The organism is Hazenella coriacea, assembly GCF_004341825.1.
Classification (GTDB): Bacteria; Bacillota; Bacilli; order Thermoactinomycetales; family Thermoactinomycetaceae; genus Hazenella; species Hazenella coriacea.
On record NZ_SMAG01000001.1, the window covers coordinates 125,976 to 144,472 of the forward strand.

Genomic DNA, 18,497 nt, shown 5'->3' on the forward strand with positions numbered 1-18,497 from the left:
TCTATCTGGTGGTTTCTATTCTATTTACACCCGTTTGGTATGTTCTTTCCACTCTTTTTGCGGGAGCACTTGAGTAATACAATGCAATTTTTCAACAGAAATTTGGTTATTGACTAAATAAGCAAAACGCATCGAGTTTTCCGATTCATCCCATCGATCAGGAGGTCGAGAGATGATATCAGCAATTCGTAGTTGGGTAGGTCTGAAGATCGAGGCTGCGATCATCGCTGATTCGTCTCCTTGACTTCCCGCATGGGCTACCCCACGTAAAGCTCCCATAATATAAATGCTTCCTGTACTTTGCACCATCCCTCCAGGGTTTACATCACCAAGTAATAGTAAGCTTCCTTGAAAGTCGAGTACCTGACCTGAGCGAACAGTTCCAGAAAGCATTTGAATGCCCAATTGCTGATCGAGTAGATATGGAACCCCTTCCGATTCAAATTCTTGGATGATCAAATTTTTACGAATGGAAAAACATTCTCGAACAGCTAGCTCTTCTGGCTTAGTGATTCGACGCTGACCCAGCTTCACCTGTACATTCATCTTAGGACCATCCCAGATTTGCGAAGCTTGATTGTGTTCCAATTTATGTTTTAATTCATTTAATACCTCAGAAAAGGGGCGCGAATCATCGAGAAAGAAGAGAAGTCCATTTTTGGTTCCTTTAATGGTTACGCCCGGCTTTAATGCTTTTCCCATACGTACGTCACCCCGCCTTAACTAAATGTTTTCGCTCTTTCCCTTGTTTTTCCTTCTAATGTCAACGCATACCAACGATATGTACCTATTTCATCTCTGAAACAAAGCCCCTGTGATCAGGTACGATATAATTGAACAGATTTGTGTTGATATTTGTAGAGAATCCAATGGATGAACAAATAAATGGGATACATCATAATCAGGTTAAAAAAGACAGATGGAATGATCGAATTAAATAAGGTTGGGAAGAGTGATTGATTTGTCAAATCAAAAAGGCGCAACCATCCGTAATATAAGCTGAGATGTATCCATTGAGCTAAAAGAGTTGTCAGTGTGATGACCCATGGAACTGGCGGAAATCGTTTGGCGACCCAACACACTCCAAAAGCTGTCCAAATCGTAGTGAAAGTGTAGATTCCGATCGCTGGACCATAGATCAAGTCATAAAACAATCCAAATCCCAAGCTATAGAAAAAAACTTCCCGTTTCTGCAAATATAAAGAAAGAAGAATCATGCCATTAAAAACAAGTTGCGAAACAACTACATAAGAACTCCCCATCGATTGCGGAAGCATAAGTTGTAATAGAGATCCTTCCAAAATAAAAAGAAAGAAGAGAAAACCGACGAAAATAAAGTGCATCATCGCTTTTCCCCTCCGGTTTGGACTTTCGTCTGTTTTTGATGTTGGCTTAGCTGAAGCTTTGTCGGATCATTCACTACTAACACATAATCGAGTCGTTCAAAGTGAGCTGCTGGCTTTACAAAAACTTTCTGGTCCACACCTGTTTCTCCAATCTCTACTCGCTCTACTGTCCCAATGAGTAAATCGCCTGTATAAACATCGGATAACCCTGAGGTAACCACAAGCTGACCTTTTTCAGGTCGAGCGGAAGCAGGAATTTTATTCATGATTAAGGAATTACTCTCAGCATGAAATCCTTCAATAATTCCCAAGGTTTCTTGCTTGTCTTTTTGAATCACGGCTGCAATGCCCGGATTACTCGCCCCATTTCCCGCATCCGTCAACAATTGAATATCTGCCATATGGTCTGTAACTGCCTGAACTCTACCAATAAGTCCTTGTGAAGTGATAATAGGCATTCTAGGCAATACTCCATCTTTAGCTCCACGATTTATCACAACCCGATTATTCCATCGGTTGGGACTCCGATATGCAACCCGAGCCGAAATATACTGAATCGACTTTTCTTCTTGATAACCAATCAGTCGTTTCAATTGCTCATTTTCTTGTTCGAGCTTATTTACTTTCACTTCTAATTGATCTCTTTCCGCTTTCTGCTCCAAGGACATAGCAAATTCTTTCGATTCTGTAGAAAATAAAGATAGAAAATCATATGTAGAAGTGTAAAAAAAACCTTGGATAAACACAAATCCATTTTTCAGCCAACCTTCAGGTCCCTTCATTTCTCCTTGGTTCCCTTTTGTCATTCCTACAGAAATAAATAGAAGGATTACAGACAACAATAGAAACAAGATGCGGCGTTGGAACTTCGGACGTTCAAACATAATAAATCACCAAAACCTCCGCCGTTTAAATAGGAATGACTCAGTGGTTGGTTTGAAAAGATGAATATGTTCCAAGGCCATTCCTGTACCAATCGCTACGCAATCAAGTGCATTTTCGGCGACAATGACAGGCATCTTGGTTTCATCACTCAATCGTTGATCTAACTTCCTTAACAACGCACCACCACCTGTTAAAACAATTCCTTTTTCTAAAATATCAGCTGCTAACTCAGGTGGAGTTTGTTCCAAGGTTTGTTTTACTGATTCTATAATGGCATCCACAGTTTCTTCAAGTGCTTCTGTGATCTCTTTAGAAGTGATCATTAAGTTTCTAGGAAGACCCGAAATTAAATCCCTTCCACGAATCTCTTTCTCAATCTCTTCTTCTAGAGGACTCGCAGAGCCAATCTCCATTTTAAGCATTTCAGATGTCCGTTCACCGATCAAGAGATTATGTTTTCTCTTAATGTATTGAATAATTGCCTCATCCATTTTATCACCAGCAACTCGAAGCGAATGACTCAGTACAATGCCTCCTAGAGAAATGACTGCAACTTCAGTGGTCCCTCCACCAATATCAACTATCATATTCCCCATCGGTTCCCAAACAGGAAGCCCTGCTCCAATCGCTGCTGCAAAAGGCTCTTCAATCGTATAGGCTTCTTTTGCTCCAGCACGTAAAGTAGCTTGTTCTACAGCTCGTTTCTCCAACTGAGTAACTCCTGAAGGGATACAAACCATCACATTGGGACGCCGTGGTAAATACATACGTTTTTCAGTTGCTTGCTCAATAAAATAATCGATCATCGTCTGGGTTGTATCAAAGTCAGCAATCACACCATCTTGCATAGGACGGATGGCTACGATATTTCCAGGCGTTCGACCGATCATTTGTTTGGCAACGTCTCCTACTGCTTTGATCTCTTCAGTGTTCTTATCAAATGCCACAACAGAAGGCTCCCGGACAACAATCCCTTGCCCTTTCACAAAGACAAGTGTATTCGCTGTTCCGAGATCGATTCCCATATCTCGAGTAAAACCTTTAAACATGATGAAAAACCCCCTTCCGCTAAATCTCTAATGTGTAGAGTTGAACAAATCAATTTTATTTGAAATACCATCCTCTAAGATGTCTAAGATTAGCCCTGTTTCTTTCATTCTATAGTAGGTCTAGTCTTGGATCATTCGATGATCAACTCGTTCAATTTCTAAATACTGTTAAGTTTTCATTAAACGTTCTGTCATATCTAAGTCTTCTCGACTCAGTGATCAGATTAATTATGTTTGATTTTTATGTTTTGATCAAACTTTTTCGAAATACCTTTTTTCTCTTTGTTTGTTTAAATCTTTGTTAAATCGTTTCAGGCTCATAAAATGGACGCGTCCTCTCTTGAGGTCTAATAATACTAACTCTATCTCGTGTGTCCATACACCTATTCTACATCCAATCCAATTTTCTTTAAAGGTGTTATTATAGCTTTGAATTACAGTTTGATTAATAATAACGGACAAACACCCAACTAATAGAAAATAAAAAGAGTCCATATTGAAAAAGGAATCATCGAAATGGACCCAACATTTGTATAAATTTTTTTTTAAGGAATTGCTTTTGAAACCATGTAGCTGAATGATGGATTTCACTGCTTGATAAGGGTAAGAGAACTTTGCCCTAAAGTCTCCATTCTTGCTATCATAATAAGGGTACTCGCCAACTATAATATTCGGCACAATACACACCTTTTTATGAGTTATTTCTAATATGACCTATTTTATTACACTCTAATGCAAACCAGACATCCCCATTTGGGTCACATGCGATACCATGTGGTTCTGCTGATGATGTCGGAATTTTATACTCATTAATTTTCCCATCAATAACAGAAATTTGACCAATTTTATTTGCTCCCCATTCAGTAAACCACATTTCATCATTCTTTCCCGCAGTAATAGCGTGTGGACGTGAATTTGGAGTGGGAATATCATACTCTCTAATCTCCCCATCAGTAGTGATTCGACCTATTTTATTGCCCAAAATTTCGACAAACCAGAGTGCACCATCGTTACCATTAGTGATACCTACTGGAGCTGCTGCATGTGTTGGTAGAGGATATTCCGTTAACTTTCCTGTATTCGTAATCCTTCCAATTGAATTATTTTGGTTCTCCGTAAACCAGAGGGCGTTATCTGAACCTAAAGTAATAAAAGCAGGATAAGATCCCTTATTTGGCAGGTCATATTCATGAATAGCACCATCAGCCGTCAACTTTCCTATACGGTTTCCATTCATTTGAGTAAACCATATTTCGCCATTTAGACCTTCAGTTATTCCGTAAGGTCCTGAATCAGGCTGCGGCAATGAATATTCTATAAAATCACCTTTTATTGTAAGTTTCCCTATTTTATTAGAGCCATTCTCTGTAAACCATATCTCACCACGGGAAGAAACAGTTAAGCACATCACTTTAGCGTTAGGAGTGGGAACTGTAAACTCCTTTATCCTACCATTTTGATCTATACAGCTGATTTTGTTTGCTTTATGTTGAGTAAACCATACATTTCCGTCTTTTGCTGAAGCTATGCCATAAGGCCCAGAGTTAGCTCTCGCAATTACAAATTCTGTTATATTCATATTTATACTAGATTCCCCCTCTTTTTGTTTAATTGATTTATCCAACCGTTTCGTCTCTTTATTAAAAATCCCCTCCACTGTGTTTAACTACATTGTATAGGGTAGAGGGGATGACTCGAATTTAATTTAGGGGCTAAATAGCATGGTTTTAGTCATTTTCAATTATCTATTCTTTGATGAGACCGGTTTTATCGATCCAATATCAGCCCTTTTTCTTTCATGCTATAGTATGTCTGATCTCCGATAATGAGATGATCAACGAGCTCAATCCCTAGGAGATCTCCTGCTTCCACTAAACGTTCTGTCACTTCTAAATCCTCCCGGCTTGGGGTTGGATCTCCACTTGGATGATTATGTACACAAATGATTCCTGCTGAACTTCGATGAATAGCGGCTTTAAACACTTCTCTAGGATGTACTACAGACGCATTTAAGCTTCCTTTGAATATACATTGCTTATCCACAACTTGAAACTTAGTATTCAAAAACAAACAAATAAAATGCTCTTGTTGTAAATACCTTAATTCATCCATCACCAATTGAGCTGCATCACTTGGTTGGCGAATGGCAGGGCGTTCATCAGGTAAAGCTCTAGAAATTCGTCGTCCCAACTCTACTCCAGCCAACACTTGAATCGCCTTTGCTGAACCAATCCCAGGAATTTTTATTAATTCTTGGATTTCCGTTTGGGTGAGCCCCTTCAATCCACCTGTATAGTGAAGTAATCGCTGGGCGAGTTGCATGACAGATTCTCCTGTTCGACCTGTTCGTAAGAGGATTGCAATGAGTTCAGCATTAGATAATTGTTCTCTCCCCACTTGAATCATTCGTTCCCGAGGTCGCTCTTGTTCAGGAAGATCTTTGATTAACACTGCACCTTCTTTATATTCTTCCACTGCTCGTTCCCCTCTCCAGTCTGATTCTATTCACCCGGACGAGGAGACTAGTTGTTTTCATCAATGAAGAGTCCTACACTCCAGATGAACGAGCACTTTCACCAGTTATTGAAAATCCTATTTGTTCAAGCATTTCATCTAAAAGAGAGAGTGACATTCCTACTACATTAAAATAACAGCCGCTAATTTTCTCAATTAAAACAGCCCCTTTTCCTTGAATACCATAAGCTCCTGCTTTATCTAAAGGATCACCAGTCTCAACATACCTGCGGATCTTGTCCTGTGAAAGAGGACGCATTGTAACCTCTGTCATTCGGTGGGCCACCTGCTGATTTTGCATGAATCCTTCGTTGATATGAATAACAGAAATCCCAGTAAATACTTGGTGTTTCTTGCCTTGTAATTGTTGTAGCATGTCCATTGCTTCTTGTTCATCTTTAGGCTTTCCAAGGACTTTACCATCTAGAACCACAATGGTATCAGCACCTATGACTAACGCATTTTCACACTGATTAGCCACAGCCACTGCTTTCCGATTCGCTAACTGTTCAACAAGTAAATCAGGGGTAAGCTCTTCTTCTACATTTTCATCTACTTGACTCACTTGTACGCGAAAAGGAACACCAAGTTGAGTTAGCATTTCTTGTCGCCGTGGTGAACCAGAAGCGAGGACAATCTCTAGTTTCTTCACAGTTCCACCTTCCTTGAGGTAACCATTTACAATTAGTATCACCATTTTGTGTCACTACATGATGGAGAGTGTAGATTTCTTGGTTTTATGCATTTCCCAGTCATGGTATTTTAAAAAACCAAGCTACGATCTATGGGTTCATTATAGCACATATGTTCGACTGCACAAAAATATGTCACTCTAAGAAGTTAGGTAAGATCGACAAGTAAAAAAGCACCATCACGTTGTGAAGGCGCTTTGTTTTCTTTGTATCAACATCTTCAGTTTAGCAAATAAACCAACTATCAACAAGGAAAAATTCAACATTTTGTAAACATTCGAAGCGCTTGTTTAGAAACTTCTCTCTAGAATTTCCAACGAATCAACATCACTTCGATCATTCTATTTGGTCAGAGACTTTACCAATTGATCATAGGAAATCGCATATCTAACCAGTCCTTCTTGAATCTGCCACAATAAAGCTTGACTTGGATTATTTTTAGCTTCCTGACCACTTTGAATCGCTTGATCCAACGCACGTGACATCCCTGTGAGTGATTCTTGTGCTTCAACAGGGAGTAAATTCTCTACCATTTGTATTTCTGTAACAAACTTTTTATGTTGTTCTAACCATTCCTCTTTAAACTTAAATGGGGTTTGTGCTTGTTGTGAACGAACTTGAATCTCTTGCACAGAAGCTTGCCCCAACTCTATAAAGATGCGATTTCCCTGTTGTAATGCTTGTGGTAATTGAACAGAGACTTCATACGGTAAAGATGGAGTCGCCCCACTTATATTCAGCTCTTTCAAATAGACAGGGATATCTTTCTCTTGATAGATTGCCGACAACTTCAAAGCTTCATCACGGCTTAAGCCCATCCCCAAAAAAATACGATAAGGACTTTGCTCTGACATGACTGCTGCTAGTCCCTGCGTTCGATAAGTTTGTACTGTCTTTTGGGCGCCTGTTTTTTCTGAAAAGTTTCCAGCTTGAATCATCACTGTTTTTAACTCTGGGAAAACTAACTTCCCCGTTTTAACACGGGTAGAAGTTCCAGGTGACTCTTGGTTTGTTTTTGTCACCTGTTTGGGTGGTAGATGTGCGTCAATGGATCGGTCCGAGTGGCTCGAGTCATCTGAAAAGAACAAAGATAAAATTGAAAACCCCATAATAGTTCCCACAATAATCGCTCCACCGATCGCAATCAAAAGTTGGACCGCTCCTGACGCATTCGGTTTGCGCTGTTTCCTACGTTGTTTGGAAAAAGGGTTATGGGGTGAAGCCCACTCGATCACCTCTTTGTTCATGGAGTCATCCATTTGGAAAACCTTTTTAAATTGATAATGTTCTTTGGCATCTGTAAAATCCTTAAAACGAGAAGAATCACCTGAGTTATCTTTGGATTGATGAATTGAATCTTTATTGGGCTGTGAAGCTGAATGGGCTGAATCCAGATATAAAGTTTGAGGCTGGTTCTTGGCTTGATGTGAGGTTGTCTGATTTTTCGATTTTACTACTACTTTCATTCCCTTAAATCCTTTCTCATCGGAATGAGAAGTCCTTTTTGCCTCCATCTTGAAACCGTCCCTTCTAAAATCTGTTAATATACCTTATGTTTTGATAGAGGAAATAGAACTTTTTTCTGTTGTGAAGGTAATTGCCTCATCTCGTTTTTATCCATTTCATAACACTAGCCAAAGAATAGATTCATAGAGAATAAGAACAAAAAAACCCTCCACAATAGGAGGGTAAGTTACAAGCTAGGTGTAGTGACATTTTTTTGATTTGTGGGTTCTTGTTTCTGATCAGTTCCTGTTGGGGGAGTTGTATCCTTTCCAGAAGGAACTGGATCAGGCGAACCTTTCTGATCAGTCTTCAATTTGTGTGAAGGAGGAAGAACTTGAATCAACTCTGAAGAAGGTTGTGGAACCAACATCTCTTGTTGATTGGGAGCAATCTTCAAACCTGTATCCTGATACACTAAAAAGGAAAGTCTCACACGGGTATTTCCTCCATCGATCGACACAAGTTGATTTTCCCAACCCTCGATACGAACAACTTGCTCCAATCCTTTTAATTGTTCAAACCAGTTTTTTAGCTGGGCTAGATCCGCATCTACATAAAGATCTACCCACATCTCTTTTAAATATGGAGAGCGAAGTGGTTGGTATCCAAGAATTGAAGTTAGAGTCGATTTCTTCTCCACCTTTTCTTCCTTTGGATCATCCAATTGTTTCTTTTCTATCTTTTCATCCAATTGTTCTGAGGAGGAGCCAAATTGAGCGCCTTTCCATTGAACTCCTGCAGCAGTCGCTTTTTCTTGAATCTGCTTTAAAAATAACGGAGTATCCACTTCAGTCGGGACTCTTTGCTGCAATAGAAGAAGTTCATCATTCGTTGGAAGACGTAGTGGCTGATTAGATAAAGAAACAGATTCCTTTTGCTGTGCTATGATCTGTTTCATTTCAGTAACTCGCTCTTTTTTTGATTGAACTACCTCATATTGTTTATAAAGGAGGGGACCAGTGGAAACCGTAATGATGACAACTCCCACAACGAAAGTTCCCCATAAAAAGCGACCTGATTTATACCAGAACGGAGAGTTCGATTTCATAATGGATCCTCCCCAATATTTGGTTTGGGTGCTTTTTGAAGATCCGGCTGGTATATAAAGTGGAAATGAACCACTTTTGCAGTAGCTGGCTTAATTTCTACTTCCTTGACCACTGTTGCTTCTTCTACTTTGTCAATCGTGAAGTTCTGAATAAAAGTATTCTTTTTCATTTGACTCTGAAAATAAGCAGCATGATCCATGGTACTAAAAGCAGCCATTGCTTCTAGCCGATTCCCTTGCACTTTTAAATTAAAGAGACGACCTTCAGCTGAGGTAGCACTTTCCATCGCTGCAATCGCTTGCGACCAATCTAAGGAGTCCGACTTTAAAGCTTGTACAGTCTGTTGATAGTCGAGCACCGCCCGATGATTTTTATAGAAAGTTTCTCGTTCTTTCATTTCAGCTTTTGCTTTGGTTTCTTGTGGTAGCAATTGCTTCATTCGCAGGTCCAGTTGTGTCAATTGTGTAGACTGAACTTGATAAAACCAAACAACTGCGACAATTAATCCAAGCCAAATCATCAGAATGAAACATAACCACCAACCAAAAAATCGCTTCGCCCATGGAATTCTGGGCATTAAGTTTAGTTTCATATCATCTGCACCTTTCCATCTAAAAGTAAGCCAATGGGTACAGATAATGAAGCTCCAATCCACCGAGAAGCAGATTCCTGCAGAGAGTTAGACAATAACTCTTCAGGTAAATCACTTGTCGTTACTTTTATTTCCTCTGTAGTTAAAACCGTTTGTAGCAAAGAAAAGTCAATCCCCTCACCCGTACAAAGCCAATGTTGAGGTTTCCAACCATAAGCTTCTTCCCAAGCTTGTAATTGCTTTTGTAGCTCAAGCAAAAGTGCCTTTCCATATGATTCTACTTCAGAGGATTCCAACAAAATAGGCTTTAAAGGGTCTGGCTGTGGATGATCCTCACCATGACGATGAGCCGCCATCTGTAAAGGAATATAGGAGACCTCTTGTAAATCCCCGTCTTTAAACAAACTTAGTTCTACTCCAGTCACTGAAAAGTTTAAGGTTAATAATTTGGTAGACATAGGTTGTTTAGAGTTGACATAGCTTAACCATCGGAACAAACTAAGTGAAGACAAATCAATCCAGACTGGTTGTAATCCGCATTGTTCAATGATCTTGATTAGGGTCTCTATATAACTTTTAGAAACCATCACAAGTAAAAGATTTTGTGTCCCAGCGATTTGATCTTGTTCCAGACAAAGATAGTTGAGCATGGGATCTGTAAAAGGCAGATTACATGTTGGGAGTATATGTTCTTTTAGATATCGAGGAAGTTGACGTTTTTTCATGATCGGAACTTGCTTGTGTTGGATCATCACATGGCGGCTGTTTAAAGCAACATGAACTTTTCGAGTTGAAAATCTCCGACCTGTTAACGCCTCTTTGACGGATTGGGTTAATTCTTCTTGTTCAATAAATACTCCATCACGATTCCATACAGAGGGCAGTGGGTGAGACACGACTTGCTCAACGCGAATTTGCTTTTTCTTTTGAGATACTTCTACTAGTTTTAATAAGGTATCATTTAATTCAAGCCCTAATCTTCTCTGCCTCAGAGGCAAATCGATCACACCCTTATATTCTATCAGCTTTGTTATCATCTTGATCCAAATCCTGTCGGGCCACTTTTTCCCTGTCTCACTCTCGTAGCGAATCCGCAAAAGACGCTTTCCAGAGAAATATCCCCCTCCTAGGTTCATTCAATCAAGACACCTGATTTCTAATTAAATCAAGCTGTTTGGCTCAAGCCGAGTAATCATGTATACACTTCTGTCAAATCCAGTTACACCCATTTCAGTTTCTAAAAGAACCATGATAGATACCAACTCCATCCCATTTCCCCCCACACATCAGCAACAAATAGACCCATCGCTAAATGTGGGGCAAAAGGAATTTTATCCAATCTGCTCAGAGATTTTTCTGTCAGCCATCGGTAGATGACATAGATCATGCAACTGACTGTGGACAACCAGAACGCAGTAAAAATGTGAGGCCATCCAATCACCCAACCCGCTACTGCCATTAATTTAGCGTCCCCCAATCCCATCCCTCTTGTCAACCAAGCGATCAGCGCTAAGCCAATTCCAATTGACAATCCCGCCATAAAATACTGCCAGAAAGGTTGGGTATGCTCAAAAATGCGAAATACCAAGAAGGAAAACCATCCTCCTAATGTCAGACAGTTAGGAATGATGCCTGTCCACAAATCTGTCCAAGAAACTAATAGGAGAAAATCAAGAAGGAGAAGGGAAGCTAACAAATCAAAACCTGTTCTCTGTTGGAATATAAGGATTGATGTAGTGATCAAAATCAAAAAAGTAGAAATCCATTGAATCTGTCTTATATATATTCGACAATCCACACATTTTTTTGTCAACCCTTGTGGCTTTGCCTTCAGACATGTACCACAATTTTGACTCCTCCAAACACAATCCGAACGTTTCCGTACAGACAGCCATGCTAACTTTGGCAACCATGGAGCTACTGAAAGATGAATCAATCCGATCCACCAACTGTTCATGTAAATTCTCCATTAGTCTCAGCACATAATCTGTTATTTTTCTCTTTCAAAAAGGCCATTTCAAAAGTCTGCATTCCTTGGGCATTTCCAGACTGCATCATCGATTCAATCTGGTGTACCTGATCCGAACGGATCAAGTGAGCAACGCCTGATGTATTGACTAACATTTCAAAAATACCTACTTGCTTGTCCAATCGTTCATTGTAGACTAATTGTTGGGCACAAACACCTCGAAGAATCGAAGCTAACTGGCTACGAATGAATGCATGTTGTTCTGCAGGAAATGCGTCGATCAACCGTTGAACTCCCTGTAGAGCTCTCGCTGTATGTAAAGTAGCTACAACCAAATGTCCAGCTTCAGCTGCTCGAATGGCCGCTTGAATGGCTTCTTGATCACGTAATTCACCAATCATAATCACATCGGGATCTTGCCGTAAAGCCGTATAAATACCTTGGGTGAAATGGGCGGTATCAGATCCAATCTCACGTTGAGTGATCAAAGAGCTTTTAGAAACGTGGACAAACTCAATCGGATCTTCAAGTGTAATGACACGCACAGACCGATTTGTATTCAACCAGTGAATGACCGAAGCTAGAGTGGTTGTCTTACCACTTCCAGTTGGACCTGTGACTAAGACTAAACCGTGGGGCTGATCCACTAATTCTAATAATATGGGAGGGAGACCTAACTCTGTAGATGAGGGGATTTTGATTGGAATCAGACGAATGGCTAAAGCTATTTTACTTTTTTGTAAATAAGTATGAACACGGATTCTTCTCTCTTGTAGCTTGATCGCTCTGTCTAATTCTTTACCTTTCTCTAACTGCGCTAACTCTTCTCTAGTGAAAATGTCACGCAGTAGACTAAAGATCTCTTCATAAGTACACACATCAGGTAAGGAAATTAATCTCCCTTGAACTCGAAGCCAAGGGTGTTCCCCTGTCACAGCATGTAAATCTGATGCCTGTTTTTCAATCGCACAATTTAATAACTTATGCAATGCGCCACCCAACCTCCTACGACTTTCTCCACCACTCACTATCTACATTTTTCTCTATTGTTTACTATTTTACGAGAGGTTGATCTATATTTCTACCCAAAAGATGTCAGACGAGGGGATATTTAATTTACTGACAGGCGACCTTGACTACATTATACTGAGCCCATGAAGGTTGCAACAAGACATAGGTAGAATCTTAATAGTAAAAATGGGAGGGTTTTACTAATGTCTAGACTGAGGAAAATTTACACCTGAAGACACAGCCAGCAGACCAAGGGATGGTATTAGGTGATAACAGAAACTTTAAGCCAGGTGAACCCGTGACACGTGGCAGTTCGTCGCAATGACGTACCGAGCAATGATGTACTAGGCATTGAATCTCATACAGTAGCCAAAATAAAAGCACCTCCAATTGTTAAAGTGCATCTAACAATTGGAGTGCAGTTTAAATAGACATCATGATTTTTTATTTAATTAGTGTGTGCAACTGCCCGAATTTCAATCAGTTGGTGAGGGAACGCCAGACCTGACACGCCGATGAGGGTGCCAGCCGGACGATGGTCACCCACATACTCTTTAAACAGAACGACGCACTGTTCGAAATGTTCTTGCGGGTTTGTTAGAAAAATCTCCATTTCAGCGATGTTCGATCTTGTTACACCAAATCCTTCTAGTACACGATCTAGGTTCTCTAGTGTCTGTCGGGCCTGTGCCTCAAAATCGCCCTCGCCAACAAATTGTCCCTGCAGATCGTGGGAAAATTGACCAGAAATGTAGATCGTGTCGTTGATGCTGTAACCTTGCGTTAGTCCGAAAGATTCTTCCCAATCAACACCGTGATTGTACGTTTTAGGATTACTCATTTTTTCTCTCCCTTTACTTTAAAGTAAGTTCAGTATAAACTGAGCAAAAATAAAAAAGTAGTACGCACTTTTTTGATAGGTACTACCCGAAAGGATAGTGTTAATATGGGCATGACTGAATATAAAGGGAAAGTTAAAAATATTCAAGATACACCATTTGGTTATACAATTTCAGTTATTGGTGGTAAATGGAAAATGGTTATTCTCTACCTTTTAGCAGAAAACCAACGGGTACGATTTAATGAACTGAAAAGACAAATAGGAACTATTACTTTTAAAACTTTGAGTTCACAACTAAAGGAATTAGAAGCAGATGGTCTGGTGAAACGAAAAGAGTATCCTCAAATTCCTCCTAAAGTCGAGTACAGTCTCACAGATAAAGCGGAGACACTATTACCCGTTTTGGAAGAATTATGTGAGTGGGGAGTAAAGAACCAAAATAACTAAACCTTTTCTCTATAGCTGTCGAAATGAATTTTCTCTGAAAGTATAGAAGCTGCGAGATGTGCAGAGTTGGATTTTAAACTAGCTGTCGAAAGCGAAAGGAATAAATTTTTTTTAAAAAATACACTTTGAGTATATGTTCTCAAAGTAGATATTTCCATTTTATTCACTTTTTTGACATTTACTATTGATAAGATCCAAGAAGTTGGCTCGCTCATAAAGATATAATAAGCTAAAATAGATAAGACGTTGTCAATAGTGTCGATCTACCAAACAGATCCGAGTCGATCTTTCACGTGAAATGACTTTGTACCGCTATTTAGCTCCACGCTCAATTGTATAGGGGATTCTTACTTCATCGACACTACTGAGAAACCGTAAATGAACTTCAAAGGAGGTTGCTATGCTTTCTCTACAACATGTAACCGGAGGCTATTCCCTGCGTCAGCCCGTCATACATGACATTGATTTAGACGTAAAACCTGGGGAGATCGTAGGGCTCATTGGACTCAATGGTGCAGGTAAAAGCACTACCATTAAACATATACTAGGTTTACTTACTCCACATCAAGGAACCATTACTGTTAACGAAACCACTCTACAAGAAGATCCAGTCCACTTTCGCTCTCATATCTCTTATATTCCAGAAGTTCCTCAGTTTTATAAGGAGCTTACTTTATGGGAGCATTTAGAACTAACTGCTCATGCTTATGGATTGAATCGTGACACCTTTCATGAACGTGCTGAACAGCTTTTAGAAACCTTTCGCATGAAAAAAGTAGTGAAATGGTTCCCTGATACTTTTTCTAAAGGAATGCAACAAAAAATCATGATTATGTCAGCTTTTCTTGTACAACCTGCCTATTTAATCGTGGATGAACCCTTTGTTGGATTAGACCCAATCGCCATCCAATCACTTCTCGATATTTTACAACAAGGGAAACAACAAGGCATGGGGATTTTAATGTCCACACACATCTTAGGAATGGCTGAAACATATGCAGATCGCTTCATCATGCTTCATGAAGGGCGGATTGCACTCAAAGGAACTCTTTCAGAGATGAGGTCTCAAAGCAATGCCCCTACCGCTACACTGGAAGAATTGTTTATCCAGGTTGTGAAAGGGTGAACCCATGGAAACCAATCAATTATTCACAAAACGAATGAAATCTTCTTGGAGTCATGCTTTGCAAATCATTGTCACTGTATTAAGAGGTGGCGGCACCCTCATCATTGCAATGATTTTGTTTCTATCTATTTCCTTTGCCTATATCCAATTGCTTGACCTCTTACCCACTGATTTTCCGATCACATGGGTCTTAGCGATTCTTTTGGCTTTCCTGCTAACCTTTAGTCAGGTTCGAACTTGGATTCAAGTCCCTGATCTTGTCTTCCTATTGCCAATGGAAGCCAAAATGAAATCTTATTTTCGGACAAGCTTTCTATATAGCTGGGTGGTTGACGCCATCCGATTAGGATTTCTTTGGGGATTTGCCTATCCCTTATACATGGCCCGAATCGGAAGTTTGCTACCTTTTTTACTTACATATCTTATATTGGTTGTTTTACTCGCATGGAATCTCTATATGAACTGGCTACAACTTCGGCTCACTTCAAGACAAAACCCATGGAGCTTGAAAGGAATTCGACTTCTCCAATGGTTGATTAATGCAGGATTGGTTGTAGTGATCTTGGATCAACGGTGGCTTTTCTTATGTGTCGCTACCATTGTTCCTTTAATCTTTGGGTGGGGAGTTCGTAACTGGACACCTACTTTCCCATACCCTTGGTCTGACCTACAGAAAAGAGAACAACGTACCTTAGCCCGTTATTATTCTCTTGCTCGCTTATTTGTGGATATGCCTAACAAAGAGGAGCCGATTAAAAAGCGAACCTGGCTCATCTTCCTATTCAAACACTCTCCACTCAAAACAGATCCTTTTTCTTATCTCTATTGGCGATCCTTTTTACGAAGAGGCGAAAACTTTGCCATTTATCTGCGCTTAATGTTTTGGGCAGTGATTATGCTACTATTTTTGCCGTATCCATGGGTGGCTCTACTGATTCCACCCATCACTCTATGGATGTTCGCAACTCAGCTCGCTGAAATCGCAAGTTCTAGACGTTATCCTATTTGGATCACCTTATATCCTGTGCCCATATCCAAGCAAAAAGAGGCCTTGATCCAATTGGGGCAAGTCTTACTTGGTTTCCAAGCATTAATTTTAAGTCTCCTTTTGCTTTTCTTCCCTTGGGTTCCAACTCTTTGGCTGTGGGGTGGCTGGGCACTAAACGGGATCACCGTGTTTTTACTCAGTCAATTCCTATTACCCTACTCATGGAAAAAACAAAGTCAGAGAAATTTTTAAACAGTCCCATAAAAAAACTCGATGATGAAGGTCAACTTCTCATCGAGTTTTTCTTTATTTTTGTACTTCTTTGATGTCATTGGCTATTTGTTTAGGGTCAGGTTGCAGACCATCATAAAATCTTACAACTTTGCCTTCACCATCAATCAAATAGAATTGAGATGGGTGATTCACTAAAAGTGGAACATCTTCGGAAGGTCCTTTTTGATGTTGAACGTTTCCCTTGAAGGTATCTTTCACCATTGCTTGAATTTCAGGTAGTGGGTAACCAGTTATAAAATGCCAATGGGATTCATCTACCTTGAAGTTAGAACTGAACTTCTTTAAGACTTCTGGAGTATCATGTTCAGGGTCTACCGAAAAGGAAACGATTTCTGCTTCAATTCCCTCATCTTTAAGGTGCTGTTGAATTTTAGACAGGTTGGCAGTCATCGGAGGGCAGATATCCGGACAACGAGTAAACATAAAGTCAGTTAACCATACTTTTCCTTTGAGATCATTTAAACCAAATGGTTTTCCATTTTGATCTGTATATGTAAAGTCAGGAACTTTCCAATTGAGATCAGATACATCATTAGCAGCTGGCTGTTTTTGTGAATCATTTGGTTGCTGACCTGTGGAACACGCCGAAACCACGAATAACAGGGTAAGAAATCCTACAAATAAGGCCCATTTTTGCTTTCTTAGTTTCACACTTCTCTCCTCCTCATTATTCTACTATTTCCCATATCAATTTATCATACTCCATATTCTAAAAAAGCGTTTTCACTAAATCGGTCTAAAAATGACATAAAAAAAACACAAGAATATGATTGAGATTCTTGTGTTTTTTTCTATTCATTTAACCTGTTACAGTTCTTTTTTCCAATTCAGAAACTAAACCATGGGAGACTCTCCAGATATCCCCAGCCCCCATCGATATCACTAAATCACCTGATTGGGTATGAGTCAGTAAATAATCGATCACTTCTTCTTTGGTTGCCATAAACTGTGCATGCGGATTACTATTTTTTATAATAAGTTCAGTAAGACGTTCCGCTGTCACACCTGGAATTGGCTTTTCACCTGGAGGAGCATAAATCGTGTTAATAATCACTTCATCAGCTAACTGAAATGCACGGCTAAACTCTTCCATTAATAAATGCGTCCGTGAATACCGTTGCGGTTGGAATACAATGATCATTCGTCTGCCTAGAGCTTTAGCACCACGAAGGGTAGCCTCAATCTCTGTTGGATGATGTGCATAATCATCAACAACAAGAATATCATCCAACTCACCAATGATTTGAAAACGTCTTTTTGCACCAGAGAATTGATAGAGTGCTTGAGCAATTTGTTCAAATGGAAGCCCCAGTTGTAAACAAACAATCACCACAGATAATGCATTGGATACATTATGTCGTCCTGGGATTCGAATCGTCACTTCTCCTAATCTCTCATCCTTATGAACAACAGTAAAAGAAATCTCCTGTTTATTTTCTCGAATCTCAGTAGCCATATAATCAGCAGGTTGGTTCAACGCATAAGTAATATATTTCCCACGAACCTCTTTTGCCATATCACGGACATGGGCATCGTCCCAGCTTAAAATAGCTGTTCCATCTGGGCGAACTTGACTTAAAAACTCACGATAGGCTTGCTTTAGATTTTCGAAATCTCCTCCATAATTCTCTAAATGGTCAGGTTCAATATTTGTTACAATCGCCAAATGAGGATAATACTCTAAAAAGGTTCCATCACTTTCATCGGCTTCTGCAACCACATAATCACTCTGACCTGCTTTAGCGTTGCTTTTGAGTCCTACAACCTCTCCACCAATAATATAAGTAGGATCAACTCCACAAATCTCCAAGGTTTGGGCAATCATCGAAGAAGTGGTTGTTTTCCCATGAGCCCCAGCAACAGCGATGCCTTTTCGATTATTTAATAATCTCGCCAACATCTGCGAACGATGGAGCGTTTCAATTCCTTGTTCAATGGCCGCCACCCGCTCTACATTATCTTCGGAGATGCTTGTAGAATAGACGACGATCTCTGCTCCATGAATGTTAGAAGCATCATGCCCAATCATTACCTTAGCCCCACGTTCGATTAACTTTTGTACTAATGCATTCTCAGAGACATCTGAACCGGATACTTCAAATCCCAAATCTAATAATACTCGGGCAATGGCGCTCATACCATATCCGCCAATTCCAATAAAATGTACATGTTTCTTTTTCATTACAAA

At 39.8% G+C, this 18,497-nt stretch carries 19 protein-coding genes; 3 read left to right on the plus strand and 16 right to left on the minus strand.

The features are described from left to right. Positions 1–24: 24 nt before the first annotated feature. The 14 genes from EDD58_RS00615 to EDD58_RS00680 all read right to left on the minus strand — a co-directional run bounded on the left by EDD58_RS00615 (position 25) and on the right by EDD58_RS00680 (position 13,454). A complete protein-coding gene (locus EDD58_RS00615) occupies positions 25–702 on the minus strand; it encodes a septum site-determining protein MinC (protein ID WP_131922908.1) in 678 nt (225 codons plus the stop codon). Positions 703–818: 116 nt separating this feature from the next. Then, positions 819–1,343, minus strand: coding sequence for a rod shape-determining protein MreD (mreD, locus tag EDD58_RS00620; protein WP_207903228.1), 525 nt, complete (start codon positions 1,341–1,343; stop codon positions 819–821). Continuing rightward, complete coding sequence (mreC, locus tag EDD58_RS00625; protein WP_131922910.1) at positions 1,343–2,230, minus strand: rod shape-determining protein MreC; 888 nt, start codon at positions 2,228–2,230, stop codon at positions 1,343–1,345. Before mreC ends, mreD begins: the two co-directional genes overlap by 1 nt. Positions 2,231–2,236: 6 nt before the next feature. Beyond that, entirely contained in the window at positions 2,237–3,280 is a 1,044-nt protein-coding gene (locus EDD58_RS00630; RefSeq protein WP_131922911.1) for a rod shape-determining protein, read from the minus strand. Between the two features lie 691 nt (positions 3,281–3,971). Then, positions 3,972–4,859, minus strand: coding sequence for a Vgb family protein (locus EDD58_RS00635; protein WP_424321647.1), 888 nt, complete (start codon positions 4,857–4,859; stop codon positions 3,972–3,974). 188 nt (positions 4,860–5,047) lie between these two features. Beyond that, the gene (radC, locus tag EDD58_RS00640; RefSeq protein WP_279389082.1) at positions 5,048–5,755 is read right to left on the minus strand and encodes a RadC family protein; all 708 of its coding nucleotides are present in this window, start codon (positions 5,753–5,755) and stop codon (positions 5,048–5,050) included. Positions 5,756–5,828: 73 nt separating this feature from the next. Continuing rightward, entirely contained in the window at positions 5,829–6,491 is a 663-nt protein-coding gene (locus tag EDD58_RS00645) for a Maf family protein (protein WP_131922912.1), read from the minus strand. A gap of 336 nt (positions 6,492–6,827) precedes the next feature. Then, the gene (locus EDD58_RS00650; RefSeq protein ID WP_165875722.1) at positions 6,828–7,952 is read right to left on the minus strand and encodes an SPOR domain-containing protein; all 1,125 of its coding nucleotides are present in this window, start codon (positions 7,950–7,952) and stop codon (positions 6,828–6,830) included. Between the two features lie 227 nt (positions 7,953–8,179). Continuing rightward, positions 8,180–9,040: a hypothetical protein gene (locus EDD58_RS00655; RefSeq protein ID WP_131922914.1), complete on the minus strand. Its 861-nt coding sequence runs from the start codon at positions 9,038–9,040 to the stop codon at positions 8,180–8,182. Then, on the minus strand, positions 9,037–9,633 hold the full coding sequence (locus EDD58_RS00660; protein WP_165875723.1) for a hypothetical protein: 597 nt from the start codon (positions 9,631–9,633) through the stop codon (positions 9,037–9,039). Before EDD58_RS00660 ends, EDD58_RS00655 begins: the two co-directional genes overlap by 4 nt. After that, on the minus strand, positions 9,630–10,769 hold the full coding sequence (gene pilM / locus EDD58_RS00665) for a type IV pilus biogenesis protein PilM (protein WP_131922916.1): 1,140 nt from the start codon (positions 10,767–10,769) through the stop codon (positions 9,630–9,632). The genes EDD58_RS00660 and pilM overlap by 4 nt, the downstream gene beginning before the upstream one ends. A gap of 101 nt (positions 10,770–10,870) precedes the next feature. After that, complete coding sequence (locus EDD58_RS00670) at positions 10,871–11,590, minus strand: prepilin peptidase (protein WP_131922917.1); 720 nt, start codon at positions 11,588–11,590, stop codon at positions 10,871–10,873. Then, positions 11,587–12,591, minus strand: coding sequence for a type IV pilus twitching motility protein PilT (locus EDD58_RS00675; RefSeq protein ID WP_165875724.1), 1,005 nt, complete (start codon positions 12,589–12,591; stop codon positions 11,587–11,589). Before EDD58_RS00675 ends, EDD58_RS00670 begins: the two co-directional genes overlap by 4 nt. A 470-nt stretch (positions 12,592–13,061) precedes the next feature. Further along, complete coding sequence (locus EDD58_RS00680; protein ID WP_131922919.1) at positions 13,062–13,454, minus strand: RidA family protein; 393 nt, start codon at positions 13,452–13,454, stop codon at positions 13,062–13,064. A gap of 105 nt (positions 13,455–13,559) precedes the next feature. Here EDD58_RS00680 and EDD58_RS00685 point away from each other — a divergent pair, with 105 nt between their 5' ends. From EDD58_RS00685 to EDD58_RS00695, 3 genes are all read left to right on the plus strand, one after another. Next, positions 13,560–13,901 carry a winged helix-turn-helix transcriptional regulator gene (locus tag EDD58_RS00685; protein WP_131922920.1) on the plus strand — a complete coding sequence of 114 codons (342 nt, stop codon included), beginning with the start codon at positions 13,560–13,562 and terminating at the stop codon, positions 13,899–13,901. Positions 13,902–14,301: 400 nt separating this feature from the next. After that, a complete protein-coding gene (locus EDD58_RS00690) occupies positions 14,302–15,027 on the plus strand; it encodes an ABC transporter ATP-binding protein (RefSeq protein WP_131922921.1) in 726 nt (241 codons plus the stop codon). 4 nt (positions 15,028–15,031) lie between these two features. Then, positions 15,032–16,267, plus strand: coding sequence for an ABC transporter permease (locus EDD58_RS00695; protein ID WP_131922922.1), 1,236 nt, complete (start codon positions 15,032–15,034; stop codon positions 16,265–16,267). A 54-nt stretch (positions 16,268–16,321) separates the two neighbouring features. Here the strand turns inward: EDD58_RS00695 and EDD58_RS00700 are convergent, their stop codons facing one another. Continuing rightward, positions 16,322–16,960, minus strand: coding sequence for an SCO family protein (locus tag EDD58_RS00700; RefSeq protein WP_131922923.1), 639 nt, complete (start codon positions 16,958–16,960; stop codon positions 16,322–16,324). A gap of 148 nt (positions 16,961–17,108) precedes the next feature. After that, positions 17,109–18,491, minus strand: coding sequence for a UDP-N-acetylmuramate--L-alanine ligase (gene murC / locus EDD58_RS00705; protein WP_131922924.1), 1,383 nt, complete (start codon positions 18,489–18,491; stop codon positions 17,109–17,111). Positions 18,492–18,497: the final 6 nt, after the last annotated feature.